The sequence below is a fragment of the Amycolatopsis sp. NPDC004378 genome (assembly GCF_053602455.1).
The window spans coordinates 81218-96766 of sequence record NZ_JBSGDR010000024.1 but is presented as its reverse complement, the minus strand read 5'-3'; the positions used below and the strand labels follow the sequence as shown (position 1 = coordinate 96766).

Sequence of the window (15549 nt, the reverse complement as noted above, 5' to 3'; positions counted from 1 at the left end):
GGCAGGGCGGTGAGCACCGCCCTGACCACTCACGACCGGCGGGTCAGCGGTAGACCTCGAACTCGTAGATCCGGGCCGCGCCGTTGCCGTCGTTGGCCGGGGTCGTGATGTTCAGCTTCACGTACCGGGCCGACCGCGTCGCGATCGGGCTGTAGGTGCGGCTGGCCCGCGAGCCGGTCACCGACGCGACCGTCGTCCAGTTCGAGCCGTCGGTCGACGTCTGGATCGTGAACGCGCCGGTGTTCCAGGCCGTCGTCTCCCCGCCCAGGCCGGCGTGCTTGACCACGAACGACGACACGTTCTGCGCCGACCCGAGGTCCACCTGCAGGAACTTCGTGGCGGCCGTGGTGCAGAACTTGCTGTTGCCCGCCAGGCTGCCGTCGACGGCGTTGGCCGCGCTCTCGGCGGAGTTGCACGTCGCCGAGCCCGTGGCCGCCTTGCCCTGCGCCAGGTTCGTGCCGAGGTCCGGCGCGGCCGGCGGCGGCGTGAACCCGTCGTTGTACGACGGCGGGACGTCCGAGGCGCTCGTGCCCCAGGCGCTCGGCGACGAGCCCATCGTGAAGTCCAGCGTCGACGCGCCCGCGATGTCGCCGTAGCGGATCCACGACTTGGTCGTCGCCGTGCCGTTGACGCTCACGCTCTGGACGTACTGGGCCCCCTGCCCGGCACCGGAGCCGGTGATCTGGATCGTGCCGCTCGGGCGCACGATCGCCACCGCTGGGAACAGCGGTCCGTGCAGGGCCAGGACGTCCGCGCCCGGCGTCGACGGGTACATGCCCAGCGCGGCGAAGACGTACCACGCCGAGGTGGCGCCGAGGTCGTCGTTGCCGGGCAGGCCGCCCGCGCCGGTGGTGAACGACTCGTTCATCACGCGCCGCACCGCCGAGCTGGTGCCCTGCGGGTGGGCGGCGTAGTTGTACGCCCACGGCACGCCGTGCTCGGGCTCGTTGCCGATGTAGAAGTACGGCTGGGTCAGGCCGCCGTTGAGCTGGGTGAAGTGGTGGTCCAGCCGCTGCACTGCGGTCTTCGCGCCGCCCATCAGGTTGATCAAGCCCTGGTAGTTGTAGGGCACCATCCACGTGTACTGCGACGGGTTGCCCTCGGTGTAGCCGCTGTTGCTCGACGGCACGACCGGCCAGGCGAACGTGCCGGTGCTGCCCCGCGGCTGGATGTAGCCCGAGTCGGGGCCGTACACGTTCTGCCACCACTGGGCACGCTGCATGTAGGTGCTGTACTTCGTGGTGTCGCCCAAGGCTTTCGCGAACTGCGCCACCGCGAAGTCCGACGCCGAGTACTCGAGCGAGTCCGACGGGTCTTCGGTGATGTAGTGCCGGCTGACGTACCCGGACTGGCGGCCGCGGATCGCCTGCCCCTGCGCGGTTCCGCCGTTGGAGCTCTTGTCCATCAGCGTCAGCGCGGCCGCGGTGTCGAAGCCGCGGACCCCGAAGGCGTACATGCTGCCGACGATGATCGGGCCGGGGTCGCCGGTCATCACGAAGTGCTCGTTGTTGTTGTGCGACCACTTGGGCAGCAGCCCGCCCTGCTGGCCGTCCAGCACCATCGACTTCGCGATGTCACTGGCTTCCGCGGGGGCGATCAACCCGATCAGCGCGGCCCACGAGCGGTAGATGTCCCAGCCGGAGTAGTTCTGGTAGACGGTGTGCGACGCCGTGTGGATCGCCTGGTCGAACCCGCGGTACTGGCCGTTCGTGTCGCTGGCGATGTTCGGGTTCTGGAAGACGTGGTACAGCGCCGTGTAGAACTTCTGCAGGTCCGCGGCCGCCCCCCCCGGTCACCTGCACGCGGTTGAGGATGCTGTTCCAGCTCGCGTCGGCCGCGGCGCGCGTCCCGGCGAAGTCGAAGCCGGGGGTCTCGGCGGCGAGGTTCGCCTGCGCGTTCGCCAGGCTGACGAACGAAATCCCGACCTTCGCCTGCACCGTGGCGTTGCTCGAGGTGTCGAAGGTGACGTAGCCGCCGGAGTTCGTGCCACTCGTGCTCGACGACCCGGCGCTCACCGTGCCGCCGAGCCAGGTGCCGAACCCGCTGGGCGCGCGGTCGAACTGGATCACGTAGAAGATCTGGTACGTCTTGGAAGAGCCGCAGAACCCGCCGCCGGTCACCGATCCGGTGAGCTGGCTGCCGCTGATGCCGATGGATCCGGTGCGGCTGCCGGTGGCGCTGCGGCCGGTGTTGACGAGCAGGCGCGCGGACGTCGTGTTCGGGTAGGTCAGCTTCATGAAGCCGGACCGCTTGGTCGCCGACAGCTCGACGGACGTGTTGTAGTTGTCGAGCTTGTTCTTGTAGTAGCCGGGCGCGGCCGACTCGTTCGCCTTCGTGTAGCGGCCGGCGTACCCCGTCCACCCGGTGCCCGGCGACGTGCCGATGGCGCCGGTGATCGGCAGCAGGCCGAGGTCCTCGTTGTTGGGGCAGCCCGCGCCGTTGAAGTGGGTGAGGCTGAACTCCTCGATACTGGTGTCGCTGTAGCGGTACCCCGACGGCGACGCGGTCGGGGTGTCCGGGCTGAACTGCACCATCCCGAACGGCACGACGGCGCCCGGGTACGTGCTGCCGCCGGCGCCCCCGGGCACCGGGTTGGGCGAGTTGCTGTTGTCGGTGCCGATGAAGGGGTTCACGTACTGGGTGAGGGCGAGGTCGGCGGCTCCCGCGGGTGCGGGCAGCGTGGCGAGCCCCGCGCTCGCGAGGATGACCGCGAGCGCGGCCCCGCGCAGCCGTCTGGCCAGTGGTCCGGACATGGAACCTTCCCTCCTAGTCGCACGCTTCCGCCGCGCGACAACGTTGCCGGGCGCTGGGCAAGGTGGTGACAACGTTGTCAGCGCGGGACAGGCTGCGCCGTCAACGTCTCGGGGATCGAAGTGGTACCGCAGAACTCGGGGGACGACATGGTGCCACGGCGGAACCCGGTCGCGGAAGCACCGAAAGTCCGTTGTGCGCCAACCGGTTCCGGCACCGGACCACCCGGCCCCGGTGGACCACCCACCGCCGTGTCGACCCCCCAATCACGCGTGTCGACCCTTCCCGCACACACGGCGAAGCCCCGGCCGTGACGGAGAAGCCATCACGCGTGATTGAAGGGTCGACACGGCCTCAGGAGACGGTCACCCAGGTCTCGCCGAGCTCGGTCGTCGAGGCTTCGCCGTTGGTCAGGTCGGCCAGCCAGCCCGTGAAGTCCTCGGCTTCGTCCGGGGCCAGGCCGATCTCGAAGCGGGCCAGCGCGTCGAAGCGGGTTGCGTGCACCAGGTAGCGGGACGCGCGCAGGTCGTTCTCGAAGCGGCCCGCGCGGTCGTAGCTCACGGCCACCTCGACCAGCCTGAGACGCCGGTGTTCTAGTACACCAACACCTTCCAGGGCGTCCGAAACGGACTGACCGTACGCGCGGATCAGCCCGCCCGCCCCCAGCAGCACGCCGCCGAAGTAGCGCGACACCACCGCGACCGTGTCCGTGACTTCGCGGCGCCGCAGCACCTCCAGCATCGGCGCGCCCGCGGTGCCCGCCGGCTCACCGTCGTCACTGGACCGCCGGGTTCGCCCATCAGGCCCCAAAACGAACGCGTGACAGTGGTGCCGCGCCCCGGGTTCGGCGCGGCGGCGGGCCGCGATGAACTCGCGCGCGGCCTCTTCCGACGTCACCGGAGCGAGCGCGCAGAGGAACCGGGAGCGCTTGATCTCGAGCTCGTGGACCGCGGATCGAGCCACGGAGAGATAACGATCAGTCATCGGACGAGTCCGCCATGCGTCCAGCATCCCACCCCGGAGCACCGCCGCGACACGTGCCCCAGACCACTTGGGACAGACATTTCCGCAGGTCAGAGCCGATACTGACCGACCTTCGGGAGCGACAGCCCGGCATATGGGACTACCCCCGGGGACGTCAACGCAACCGTGGCATTTCCCACCCGGGGGCAACGACGTATGTCGATAACAGCGAATTCACACTATCGTCATAAGACCCGGCGAACCCGGGAGTAACACCGCGCGCTCCGGCTGACCCCCACCACAGTGGTCTGCCTGTGCGCGCTCGCAGGACCGACATGTTCGGCTGCCCAGCGTTGTGCGGCCTCCCAGATGACCCGCGTCCAGGCTCGCAGCCCGGCTGATACCACGCGGCATCTTGCACGAAACCAACGCCGACAACAGCAACTGTTCTCGACTGACCATCGCGGTCCCGGACCACTTCGTTAACCGGTTCAGCTCGAACCACACCATGGAGTGAGTACCGGTCGCGCCAACGCCTTGGGAGGCGGCCAGCCGTGACCCACCGTGCCCGTTCCCTGCCCCCCGCAGGGCAGCAGCTCAGCAACGCCGAGGCCGAGGGCCTCTACCGCAGCGACTACGAACACGACGCCTGCGGTGTCGCCTTCGTCGCCGACCTGACCGGCCGCCGAGATCATGCGATCGTCGCCAAGGCCCTGGTCGCGTTGCGCAACCTGGAACACCGCGGGGCGCGGGGCGCCGAACCGGACACCGGCGACGGCGCCGGCCTGCTGATCCAGATCCCGGACGAGTTCTACCGCGAGGTCGTGGACTTCGAGCTCCCCGAGCCGGGCGCCTACGCCGTCGGCACGGCTTTCCTGCCGCAGGACGAAAAGCGCCGCGGCCGCGCCATGACGACCATCGAGCGCATCGCCGCCGAAGAGGACATGCGCGTCCTCGGCTGGCGTGAGCTGCCGGTGCACACCGAGCACTGCGGGCCGACCGCCGCCGAGACCATGCCGCACTTCACGCAGCTGTTCCTCGCCGCGCGCCGCCCGAAGCCGGAGCACTCGGACCCGCTGCACATCGAGCGCAGCGCCTTCTGCGTCCGCAAGCGCGCCGAGCACGAGCTCGTCGACGACGACGTCTACTTCCCCAGCCTGTCGTCGCGCACGATCGTCTACAAGGGAATGCTCACCGAGCCGCAGGTCGAGCGCTTCTTCGCCGACCTGACCGACGAGCGCGTCACCAGCGCCATCGGCCTGGTGCACTCCCGCTTCTCCACCAACACCTTCCCGTCGTGGCCGCTGGCGCACCCGTACCGCTACGTCGCGCACAACGGCGAAATCAACACCCTGCGCGGCAACCGCAACTGGATGGACGCCCGCGAGGCGCTGCTGGAGACCGACCTCATCCCGGGCGACCTCAAGCGCATCTACCCGGTGATCACGCGCGGCGCCAGCGACTCGGCGAGCTTCGACGAGGTCCTCGAGCTGCTGCACCTCGGCGGCCGTCCGCTGCCGCACGCGGTGCTCATGATGATCCCGGAAGCCTGGGAGAACCACCAGGAGATGGACCCGGCGCGACGCGCGTTCTACGAGTTCCACTCGACGCTGATGGAGCCGTGGGACGGCCCGGCGCTCGTCGCCTTCACCGACGGCAGCCAGATCGGCGCGGTGCTCGACCGCAACGGCCTGCGCCCCGGCCGCTACTGGGTGACCGACGACGGCCTCGTCGTGCTGGCCTCGGAGGTCGGCGTGCTCGACATCGACCCGGCGACGATCGTCCGCAAGGGACGCCTCGAGCCCGGCCGGATGTTCCTCGTGGACACCGCCGAGGGCCGGATCATCGAGGACGAGGAGATCAAGACCGAGCTGGCCACCGAGCACCCGTACGACGAGTGGGTCGAGGCCGGGCTGCTGAACCTCGAGGACCTCCCCGAGCGCGACCGCGAGGTCCCGCTGCACGCCGCGCTCGTGCGGCGCCAGCAGGCGTTCGGCTACACCGAGGAGGAGCTCGACGTCATCCTCGAGCCGATGGCCCGCACCGGCGCGGAGCCGATCGGCTCGATGGGCAACGACTCGCCGCTGGCCACCCTCTCCAGCCGGCCGCGGCTGCTGTTCGACTACTTCATCCAGCTGTTCGCCCAGGTGACCAACCCGCCGCTGGACGCCATCCGCGAGGAGCTCGTCACCGCGCTCGGCACGCAGATCGGCGCCGAGCCGAACCTGCTGACCGGCGACGCGAGCAGCTGTCGCCGGATCGTGCTGCCGTTCCCTGTGCTGGACAACGACCAGCTCGCGAAGCTGGTGCACGTCAACGACGACGGCGACCTGCCCGAGTTCCAGGCCGTCACCGTGCTCGGCCGCTACAACGTCCACGGCGGCGGCGACGCGCTGGTCAAGCGGCTCGACGAGATCCGCGCCGAGGTGTCCGAGGCGATCGAGGACGGCGCGCGGCTGATCGTGCTGTCCGACCGCGGGGTCGACGAAGACCACGCGCCGATCCCCTCGCTGCTGCTGACCGGGGCGGTGCACCACCACCTCGTCCGTGAGAAGACGCGCACGCAGGTCGGCCTCATCGTCGAGGCCGGCGACGCGCGCGAGGTGCACCACATCGCGCTGCTCATCGGCTACGGCGTGGCCGCGGTGAACCCGTACCTGGCGATGGCGACCGTCGAGGAGATGGCCCACCAGGGCCTGATCCCGGGTGTCACGCCGAAGGAAGCGACCGCCAACCTGATCAAGGCGCTGGGCAAGGGCGTCCGGAAGACGATGTCGAAGATGGGCGTCTCGACCGTCGCGTCCTACACCGGCGCGCAGATCTTCGAGGCGGTCGGGCTCGGCGAAGAGGTCATCGACAACTGCTTCACCGGCACGACGTCCCGCCTCGGCGGCGTCGGCTTCGAGACCCTCGCCGACGAGGTCGCGAAGCGGCACCGGTACGCCTTCCCGGCCGACGGCGTCCGCGCCGCGCACCGCGAGCTGGAGACCGGCGCGGACTACCAGTGGCGCCGCGAAGGCGAGCCGCACCTGTTCAACCCCCAGACGGTGTTCAAGCTCCAGCACTCCACGCGGTCCGGGAAGTACGAGATCTTCAAGGAGTACACGAAGGCCGTCGACGACCAGGCCGAGAAGCTGCTGACGCTGCGCGGGCTGTTCGACTTCAAGTACGGCAAGCGCGCGCCGGTGCCGATCGAGGAGGTCGAGCCGGTCTCGGAGATCGTCAAGCGGTTCGCCACCGGCGCCATCTCCTACGGCTCGATCTCGATGGAGATGCACCAGACCCTCGCCATCGCGATGAACCGCCTCGGCGGCAAGTCGAACACCGGTGAGGGCGGCGAAGACGCGGAGCGGCTCTACGACCCGGAGCGGCGTAGTGCCGTGAAGCAGGTCGCGTCCGGCCGCTTCGGTGTCACGAGCGAGTACCTCGTCAACGCCGACGACATCCAGATCAAGATGGCGCAGGGCGCGAAGCCCGGCGAAGGCGGGCAGCTGCCCGGCGCGAAGGTGTACCCGTGGATCGCGAAGACGCGGTTCTCGACGCCGGGCGTCGGCCTGATTTCGCCGCCGCCGCACCACGACATCTACTCGATCGAGGACCTCGCCCAGCTGATCCACGACCTGAAGAACGCCAACCCCCGCGCGCGCATCCACGTGAAGCTCGTGTCCGAGGTCGGCGTCGGGACGGTCGCCGCGGGCGTCTCCAAGGCGCACGCCGACGTCGTGCTCATCTCGGGCCACGACGGCGGGACCGGCGCGTCGCCGCTGTCGTCCATCAAGCACGCGGGCGGCCCGTGGGAGCTCGGTCTGGCGGAGACGCAGCAGACGCTGCTGGCCAACCGGCTCCGCGACCGGATCGTCGTGCAGACCGACGGCCAGCTGAAGACCGGCCGTGACGTCGTCGTCGCGGCGCTGCTCGGCGCCGAGGAGTTCGGCTTCGCGACCGCGCCGCTCGTGGTGTCGGGCTGCATCATGATGCGCGTCTGCCACCTCGACACCTGCCCGGTGGGCGTCGCGACGCAGAACCCGAAGCTGCGCGAGAAGTTCAGCGGCAAGGCCGAATACGTCGTCAACTTCTTCGAGTTCATCGCCCAGGAAGTGCGCGAGTACCTGGCGGAGCTCGGGTTCCGGTCGATCGCCGAGGCGGTCGGGCACGCCGAGTTCCTCGACAAGCGCAAGGCCGTCGAGCACTGGAAGGCGGCCGGGCTGGACCTGTCGCCGGTCTTCCACGTGCCCGACATGGCCCCGGCGGGCCTGCGCCTGCAGCAGACCCTGCAGGACCACGGCCTCGAGAAGGCGCTGGACAACACGCTGATCCAGCTCGCCGAGGGTGCGCTGAACTCCGGCGACAAGGTGCGGCTGGAACTGCCGGTGCGCAACGTGAACCGGACCGTCGGCACCATGCTCGGCTCCGAGCTCACCAAGCGGTGGGGCGGCGAAGGCCTGCCCGACGACACCATCGACGTCACCTTCACCGGGACCGCGGGCCAGTCGTTCGGCGCGTTCGTGCCGAAGGGCATCACGCTGCGCCTCTACGGCGACGGCAACGACTACGTCGGCAAGGGCCTCTCCGGCGGCCGGCTGATCGTGCGGCCGCCGAAGGACGCCCACTACGTCGCCGAAGAGCAGATCATCGCCGGCAACGTCATCGCCTACGGCGCCACGAGCGGCGAGATCTTCATCCGCGGCAAGGTCGGCGAGCGGTTCTGCGTGCGCAACTCCGGCGCGCTGGCCGTCGTCGAAGGCGTCGGCGACCACGGCGGCGAGTACATGACCGGCGGCCGGATGGTCGTGCTCGGCCCGATCGGGCGGAACTTCGCGGCCGGCATGTCCGGCGGCATCGCGTACGTGCTGGACCTGCCCGCGCACCGCGTCAACCCGGAGATGGTCGACCTCGACCCGCTCGACTCCGAAGACGCGGACTTCCTGCGCGAGACGCTGGAAAAGCACTACAACGAAACGGAATCCGCGGTCGCGCGGGAGCTGCTGGCCGACTGGGACGCGGGCGTCGACCGCTTCGGGAAGGTCATGCCGAAGGACTACAAGCGCGTGCTCGCCGCCCAGGTGCAGGCCGAGCGCGACGGGCGCGACGTGAACGAGGCGATCATGGAGGCCGCACATGGCTGACCCCAAGGGCTTTCTGACCACCACCCGCGAAGAGCCGAAGCGGCGTCCGGTCGACCTCCGGCTGATGGACTGGCGAGAGGTCTACGAGGACTTCGCGTCGACGAAGCTGGAGAAGCAGGCCGGCCGCTGCATGGACTGCGGCATCCCGTTCTGCCACCAGGGCTGCCCGCTCGGGAACCTCATCCCCGAGTGGAACACCCTGGTGTGGCGGGAAGACTGGCGGCAGGCCATCGAACGGCTGCACGCCACGAACAACTTCCCGGAGTTCACCGGCACGCTGTGCCCGGCGCCGTGCGAAACCGCGTGCGTGCTCGGCATCAACGACGACCCGGTGACGATCAAGCGCGTCGAGATCTCCATCGTCGACCGCGCGTTCGAAGAGGGCTGGATCACGCCCGAGGTGCCCGTCGCGAAGACGGGCAAGAAGGTCGCGGTCGTCGGGTCCGGCCCGTCGGGACTTGCCGCGGCGCAGCAGCTCACGCGCGCGGGCCACAGCGTCGTGGTCCTCGAGCGGGCCGACAAGATCGGCGGGCTGCTGCGCTACGGCATCCCCGAGTTCAAGATGGAGAAGTCCCGCCTCGACCGGCGGCTCGCGCAGATGGAGGCCGAAGGCACGGAGTTCCGGACGTCGGTGAACGTCGGCGTCGACATCTCGGCTGACGAGCTGACGTCGTCGTACGACGCGGTGGTGCTCGCGGGCGGTGCGACCGACTGGCGCGACCTGCCGATCGACGGCCGCGAGCTGGACGGTATCCACCAGGCCATGGAGTTCCTGCCGCCGGCCAACCGGGTCGCTTCGGGCGACCTTTCCGAGTCGCCCTACTCGGCCGCGGGCCTGGACGTGGTCGTCATCGGCGGCGGCGACACGGGCGCGGACTGCGTCGGGACGTCGCACCGCCAGGGCGCGAAGTCGGTGACGCAGCTGGAGATCATGCCGAAGCCGCCGGAGGCGCGTTCGGACGCCCACCCGTGGCCGACGTACCCGATGATCTACCGCGTCTCCTCGGCGCACGAAGAGGGCGGCGAGCGGCTGTACGCGGTGAACACGCAGGAGTTCCTGGGCGACGCCGACGGTCGCGTGCGGGCCCTGAAGCTCGTGGAGGTGCGCAACGAGGGTGGCAAGTTCGTCCCCGTGGAAGGCACCGAACGCGAGCTGCCCGCGCAGCTCGTCCTGCTGGCGATGGGCTTCCTCGGGCCGCAGAAGAAGGGCCTGCTCGAGGACCTCGGCGTCGAACTGGACCAGCGCGGCAACGTCGCCCGCGACAAGGCGTTCAAGACGAGCCTGGACAACGTGTTCGTGGCCGGTGACATGGGCCGCGGGCAGTCCCTGATCGTCTGGGCGATCGCCGAAGGCCGCAGCGCCGCGGCCGGCGTCGACGCCTACCTGACCGGGCGGGACGTCCTGCCCGCGCCGATCGCGCCGACGGACCGGCCGATCGCGTAAGCCCGGCGCCGGCGGAGGTGTCACTGTCGCCACCTCCGCCGGCGCTGTCCCACTTCTCAGCCGTAGTACCCCTTTTCGAGGTCGTCGAGCAGCCCCGGCCGCGTGGGCCGCCACCCGAGCAGCTCCTGCGTCCTGGCACTGGACGCGGGCTGGTCGATCGCCAGGATCTGGCCGAGGAACCCGAGTTCGCCGGCCTCGACCGACGTGGGCGGCAGGCCGAGCCGGCGGCCGGCCACCTCGGCGACGTCGCGGATGGCCACGCCTTCGTCGCCCACCGCGTGCAGCACCGAGCCCGCCGGAGCGCCCTCCAGCGCCAGGCGGAACAGGTGCGCCGCGTCCAGGACGTGCACCGCGGGCCAGCGCTGCGTCCCGTCGCCGACGTAGGCCGCGATCCCCTTCTCCCGGCCGAGGCCGACCAGCCGCGCGACGAGCCCGTGCGCGTCGCCTTCGCCGTGCACCGACCGCGGCAGCCGCACGATCGACGCGCGGACCCCGCGTTCGGCCGTCTTCAGCACCGCCCGGGCGACGTCCATGCGGCCCGCCACCGGCCCGAAGCCGTCGGGGTCGTCCTGCTCGGTGGCCGTCCCGCCGGGCACCGACGGCGTCCCCGAAGCGGCCACGAACGGCTTGCCCCCGAGCACGGCGGCCAGGGTTTCGCTGGCCACCGCGTCAGCCCGGATCGCGGCGTCGATCTGCCCGAAGTCGTGGCCGAAGGCGAGGTGGACGACGCCGTCGGCGGCTTCGGCACCCGCTTTGAGCGTGGCGAGGTCGGTCAGGTCGCCGCGGAGCACTTCGGCACCCATCTTCGCGACGGCCTGCGCCGAGGCGTCCGAGCGGGCGAGGCCGACGACCTGGTGGCCGGCTTCGAGGAGCTCGGGCACGACGGCCGAGCCGATCCAGCCGGACGCCCCGGTGACGAAGACACGCATGAGAACCTCCCTGTGATGACACCTGGTGTCATCACCCTAGCACGTCCGACGACACCAGGTGTCATCACTTAGACTGGGCCCATGAGCCGCTGGGAGCCGAACGCCCGCGAGCGCCTGGTGCGCGTCGCGGTGGAGGCGTTCCTCGAGCGCGGCTACGACACCGTCACGGTCGCCGAGATCACCGAGCGCGCCGGGCTGACGAAGCGCACCTTCTTCCGGCACTTCGCCGACAAGCGCGAAGTGCTCTTCGCGGGCCAGGAGATCCTGAGCCGCATCCTCGCCGACGCGGTCGCCGCGACGCCGGCCTCGGCCACCCCGCTCGAAGCGGTCGCGGACGCCCTGGCGGCGGTCGAGACGGCCTTCGACGCGGAACGCCGCACGTGGGCCCGCAAGGTCCGGCAGGTGGTCGCGGCGACGCCCGAACTGCGGGAGCGCGAGCTGCTCAAGCGCGCGATCCTGAACGCGGCGATGGCCGACGCCCTGCGGGCGCGCGGGGTTCCCGACCCGGCGGCGAGCGTCGCGGCGGAACTGGGCGGGCTCGCCTTCACCGCGGCCTTCGCGCGCTGGGTGGTCGTCGACGACGAGCGCGGCTTCGCGGAATTCGCCCGCGACGCCTTGGCCGAACTCGTGAAGGCGACCGCCGAACTCACCTGAGGATCCTCAGCTGTCCAGGAGCGCGCTTCCCAGCGGGGTCAAGGAATGCAGCACGGTGTTGCGCTCCCGGTGCGTGATGATCAGCCCCGCGCGGCGCAGCACGTTGGTGTGCTTGCTGACCGCCGACGGCGTCACGCCCAGCCGCGCCGCGAGCTCGGACGTCGAGCAGCCGACCGCCAGGACCGTCAGGGCGGCCGCGCGCGTCGGGCCCAGCAGCTCCGCCAGCGCGTTGCCCGCCGCCCTGCGCGCGCCGCGCCCGAAGCCCGCCGGCGGCGCGGCCTGGCGGACGCACGGGTAGTGCAGGCGCGGGGTGCCGCCCGGGGCCGCGGGCAGCAAGGCCGGGCACACGGCGAAGTACGTCGGCACCAGCAGCAGGCCCGTGCCCTCCGACGGGAGCGTCCCGGGGACCCGGTCGTCGACCTCCAGCACGGGCGCCACCCAGCGCACCAGCGGGCGGAGGCCGGTGAACAACGCCTCGACGCCGCCGTGGAGCAGCAACTGAGTGCGCATCCCGAGGTCGGCGTCCACCTGGGCCGACACCGCGTCCCAGCCCGGCTCGAGGGCGAGTTCGTGGTAGTCGCGCATGGCCTGGACCACTCGCGGCAGGCCCGCGGGATCACCGTCCGCGAGCGCGGCCGCCCACGCGGGCAGGTCGTGGTCGGCCGGCGCCGTGCGCAACGCCGTCTTCAGGCTCACCGGTTCGGTCTTCAGCACCGCCGCGAGCCCGGACTCCAGCTCGTAGCGCCCGGCCGCGGGCAGCAGGAACTCCGGGATCGGCGCGTCCGGGCGGCAGAGCCACATCAGCACCGCCGCCGAGTCCGGCAGGCTCTGCCACACGCGGTGGCGCCACCGGTTGAACGCCGCCGAAGCCGCGGTGCGGCCGCCGTCGCGCCGCTGCAGGACCTGCAGGCTCGCGGCCAGCTCCCCCATCGGGTCGGCCGCGGCGGCGAGCCCGACCCGGACGAGGTCCGGCAGGGTCAGCTCGATGCGCACGGTTCCTCCCCCCGGTGTCTGCCCGTCTATCGACGCCCGTTCCGTTCCGTTACACGCGTGACGTGCGTTTTTTCCGCTCCGGGAAATCACCTCGACGCGCGCCCGGGCGCACTGAATGATGGCTTCGGAGACCGCTTTCGGGGGTTTGACGGTCTCGGCGAGGGGGAATCGCCGGCACGACCACGCGCCGGGTCCGCAGGGGCCCGGGGCCCGTTGCCGCGCGCCTTCTTCCCGCGTCATCACGGGTGAACCGACGAATAGGGGAACGATGACGAAGACGAAGCGGCTGATGGTGGCGGTCGCCGCCGCGGCGGGCCTGCTGGGCCTGATCGCCGTGCCACAGGCCGGCGCGGCGCCCGCCGAGGGCAAGGGCGCGAAGGTCGTGTCGATCGGCGACCTCAAGCTGCGTCCGTCCAAGGTGGCCGGTGCGACGCAGCAGCGGTCCGCGCACACGATGGCCGCGCAGACCGTCGACCCGGGGCCGTACCTGCTGGAGTCCGCGGGCTTCGGGCGCTGCTGGGACGCCGACACGAACACCATCGGCGCCAACGGCACCAAGATGCAGCTCTGGGACTGCAACGACACGGCGCCGAACCAGGCGTTCTGGCTGTCGCAGAACCCCGAGGGCTACTTCCGGTTCCAGAACTACCAGAGCGGGCGCTACCTCGACGCCGACACGAACACCATCGGCCGCAACGGCACGAAGATCCAGCTGTGGGACTTCATGCCGGGCGGCAAGAACCAGTGGTGGACGATCACCCAGATCCCCGAGGGCTACCTGCGGATCCAGACCCCGGCCAGCCCGGCGTACCTGACCGCCGAGGGCCAGGTCGGCGGCAACGGCACGCGGCTGCAGCTGTGGGGCTTCATCGCGGGCGGCAAGTCCCAGTGGTGGTACTGACCCGGTAACCGGGAAACGCGGGCCCCGGCGCGGGGCCCGCGTTTCCCGTCGGCGATTCGGCGTTCAACTTAATCTTTCGTGTGAATTCCCGGAATCGGTGGCAGCCGGCCGCGCGGGCCCGGCAACCTGGATGCAAGGGGGCACGGCCGGCGAAGGGGGCTTCGGCGGGCTGTGCGAGGTTTCACACGGGAGGGGACCCGAAATGAGTGTCGACCTGTCCGCCACGCTGTCCTGGACCACGGCGTCCGGCGACGCCGCGACGATGCTCGGCGAACTGCAGCCGAACATCCTCAAGGCCCACGTCCGCGACCACCTTTCCGCGCTGCTGCTGACATTCGGCGACGCGGCGGAGGCCCGGGCGTTCCTGGTTTCGCTCACCGGGAAGATGAAGTCGGCGCGTTCGCACCTCGAAGAGGTCGGCGCGTTCAAGGACGGCGGTTCGGCGGGCACGCCGTACGTCGGCGTCGGGCTCACCGCGGTCGGCTACCGCGCTCTCGGCGTCGAGAACTTCCCGCAGGACGAAGCATTCCTGCGCGGAATGGCCGCCCCGGACACGCGGCGGAAGCTGAACGACCCGCCGCGCTCGACGTTCGATCCGGGCTACCACAGCGAAATCCACGCCGTCGTGCTGATCGGCGACGCCACGGACAAGGCGATGACCGCGCGGCGCAACGAAGTCCTCGGCCTGCTGCCGGACTCCGTCGCGGTGCTGGCGGAGGAAACCGGCCTCGGGCGGGTCAACGCGCGCGGTGAGGGCATCGAGCACTTCGGGTACGTCGACGGCCGGAGCCAGCCGCTGTTCCTCACCGAAGACGTCGACGCGGAAAAGAACAACACCGACGGCATCAACGTGTGGAACCCGGCGGCACCGCTGTCACAAGTGCTCGTCCCGGACACGGCGGCCCCGGACCCGGGCGTGCACTTCGGCAGCTACTTCGTGTTCCGCAAGCTGGAGCAGAACGTCCGGCGGTTCAAGCAGGCCGAAGCCGACCTGGCCGACACACTCGGCCTCACGGGCGACGACCGCGAGCGCGCCGGCGCGATGATCATCGGCCGCTTCGAGGACGGCACCCCGCTGACGACGCAACGCGAAGACGGCGCGGAAAGCCCGGTGTCGAACAACTTCACGTACGACAGCGACCGCGCGGCGCTGAAGTGCCCGTTCCAGGCCCACATCCGCAAAACGAACCCCCGCGGCTCCGGCGGCGCCGAGGAACCACCGGCCGAGCGCCTGCACCTGATGGCCCGCCGAGGCGTCCCGTACGGCGAGCGCCCGGACGACCCGAACGCGGACATCCCGCCCTCGGCCCGCCCCAGCGGCGGCGTCGGCCTGCTGTTCATGGCGTTCAATTCCGTGTTGGGCAACCAGTTCGAGTTCACCCAAGCAGTCTGGGCGGACAACCCGGGCTTCCCGATCGCCGAAGGCGTGACACCGGGCCTGGACCCAGTGATCGGCCAGGGCGAGCGAAGCCAGTCGGACTACACGGTCGAGTGGGGCGGGCCCACCCGGCGCACGGCGGACCCGGTGCCGCAGGCCGTGACCTTGCGGGGTGGTGAGTACTTCTTCATGCCGTCGCTGGCGTTCCTGCGGTCGCTCTGAGGTTCTGGGTCCCCGGGGGGTTGGGGGTGGGCCGGGCTGGTGCCGGGGGACCAGTCCGGCCCGAGCCGCCTGCCTCGCCGCTGGCGTTTCCGTTGCCGACCTGGCACGAGCCTCGGGCCGGCACCCCCGACCCCGAGCGACCCAACCTCGCCGCAGGCGTTTCCGCAGCCGCCCCAGCCCACCGACCA

At 70.7% G+C, this 15549-nt stretch carries 9 protein-coding genes and 1 pseudogene; 5 read left to right on the top strand and 5 right to left on the bottom strand.

Annotation, left to right across the window (positions count from 1 at the left end):
• Positions 1 to 43: 43 nt before the first annotated feature.
• The 3 genes and pseudogenes from ACWEN0_RS42230 to ACWEN0_RS42220 form a co-directional block, all read right to left on the bottom strand.
• The gene (locus tag ACWEN0_RS42230; RefSeq protein ID WP_451986338.1) at positions 44 to 1750 is read right to left on the bottom strand and encodes a GH92 family glycosyl hydrolase; all 1707 of its coding nucleotides are present in this window, start codon (positions 1748 to 1750) and stop codon (positions 44 to 46) included.
• A gap of 223 nt (positions 1751 to 1973) precedes the next feature.
• Positions 1974 to 2753: pseudogene (locus tag ACWEN0_RS42225) on the bottom strand (GH92 family glycosyl hydrolase); the annotation flags it as partial.
• A 352-nt stretch (positions 2754 to 3105) separates the two neighbouring features.
• Complete coding sequence (locus ACWEN0_RS42220; RefSeq protein WP_451986328.1) at positions 3106 to 3735, bottom strand: YigZ family protein; 630 nt, start codon at positions 3733 to 3735, stop codon at positions 3106 to 3108.
• 533 nt (positions 3736 to 4268) lie between these two features.
• Here ACWEN0_RS42220 and gltB point away from each other — a divergent pair.
• Entirely contained in the window at positions 4269 to 8840 is a 4572-nt protein-coding gene (gltB, locus tag ACWEN0_RS42215) for a glutamate synthase large subunit (RefSeq protein WP_451986326.1), read from the top strand.
• Positions 8833 to 10284, top strand: a complete 1452-nt coding sequence (locus ACWEN0_RS42210) for a glutamate synthase subunit beta (RefSeq protein ID WP_451986324.1) — start codon at positions 8833 to 8835, stop codon at positions 10282 to 10284. Before gltB ends, ACWEN0_RS42210 begins: the two co-directional genes overlap by 8 nt.
• Positions 10285 to 10340: 56 nt before the next feature.
• Here the strand turns inward: ACWEN0_RS42210 and ACWEN0_RS42205 are convergent, their stop codons facing one another.
• Positions 10341 to 11213 carry an SDR family oxidoreductase gene (locus ACWEN0_RS42205; protein WP_451986322.1) on the bottom strand — a complete coding sequence of 291 codons (873 nt, stop codon included), beginning with the start codon at positions 11211 to 11213 and terminating at the stop codon, positions 10341 to 10343.
• An 81-nt stretch (positions 11214 to 11294) separates the two neighbouring features.
• On the opposite strand from ACWEN0_RS42205, the gene ACWEN0_RS42200 reads away from it, so the two are divergent.
• Positions 11295 to 11867 (top strand): TetR/AcrR family transcriptional regulator, encoded by a 573-nt coding sequence (locus tag ACWEN0_RS42200; protein WP_451986320.1) that lies wholly within the window; start codon positions 11295 to 11297, stop codon positions 11865 to 11867.
• 6 nt (positions 11868 to 11873) lie between these two features.
• On the opposite strand, the gene ACWEN0_RS42195 is transcribed toward ACWEN0_RS42200, so the two are convergent.
• Complete coding sequence (locus tag ACWEN0_RS42195; RefSeq protein WP_451986318.1) at positions 11874 to 12860, bottom strand: ArsR/SmtB family transcription factor; 987 nt, start codon at positions 12858 to 12860, stop codon at positions 11874 to 11876.
• Between the two features lie 268 nt (positions 12861 to 13128).
• Between ACWEN0_RS42195 and ACWEN0_RS42190 the strand changes: the two genes are divergently transcribed.
• Both ACWEN0_RS42190 and ACWEN0_RS42185 read left to right on the top strand, forming a co-directional pair.
• On the top strand, positions 13129 to 13761 hold the full coding sequence (locus tag ACWEN0_RS42190) for an RICIN domain-containing protein (RefSeq protein WP_451986316.1): 633 nt from the start codon (positions 13129 to 13131) through the stop codon (positions 13759 to 13761).
• Between the two features lie 202 nt (positions 13762 to 13963).
• The gene (locus tag ACWEN0_RS42185) at positions 13964 to 15361 is read left to right on the top strand and encodes a Dyp-type peroxidase (RefSeq protein ID WP_451986314.1); all 1398 of its coding nucleotides are present in this window, start codon (positions 13964 to 13966) and stop codon (positions 15359 to 15361) included.
• The last annotated feature ends 188 nt before the right edge of the window (positions 15362 to 15549 follow it).

Bases quoted from the DNA above. Each gene is read 5' to 3' on its own strand.
- ACWEN0_RS42220 (WP_451986328.1), bottom strand. From the start codon at position 3,735: ATGACTGATCGTTATCTCTCCGTGGCTCGATCCGCGGTCCACGAGCTC.
- ACWEN0_RS42210 (WP_451986324.1), top strand. From the start codon at position 8,833: ATGGCTGACCCCAAGGGCTTTCTGACCACCACCCGCGAAGAGCCGAAG.
- ACWEN0_RS42205 (WP_451986322.1), bottom strand. From the start codon at position 11,213: ATGCGTGTCTTCGTCACCGGGGCGTCCGGCTGGATCGGCTCGGCCGTC.
- ACWEN0_RS42200 (WP_451986320.1), top strand. From the start codon at position 11,295: ATGAGCCGCTGGGAGCCGAACGCCCGCGAGCGCCTGGTGCGCGTCGCG.
- ACWEN0_RS42190 (WP_451986316.1), top strand. From the start codon at position 13,129: ATGACGAAGACGAAGCGGCTGATGGTGGCGGTCGCCGCCGCGGCGGGC.
- ACWEN0_RS42185 (WP_451986314.1), top strand. From the start codon at position 13,964: ATGAGTGTCGACCTGTCCGCCACGCTGTCCTGGACCACGGCGTCCGGC.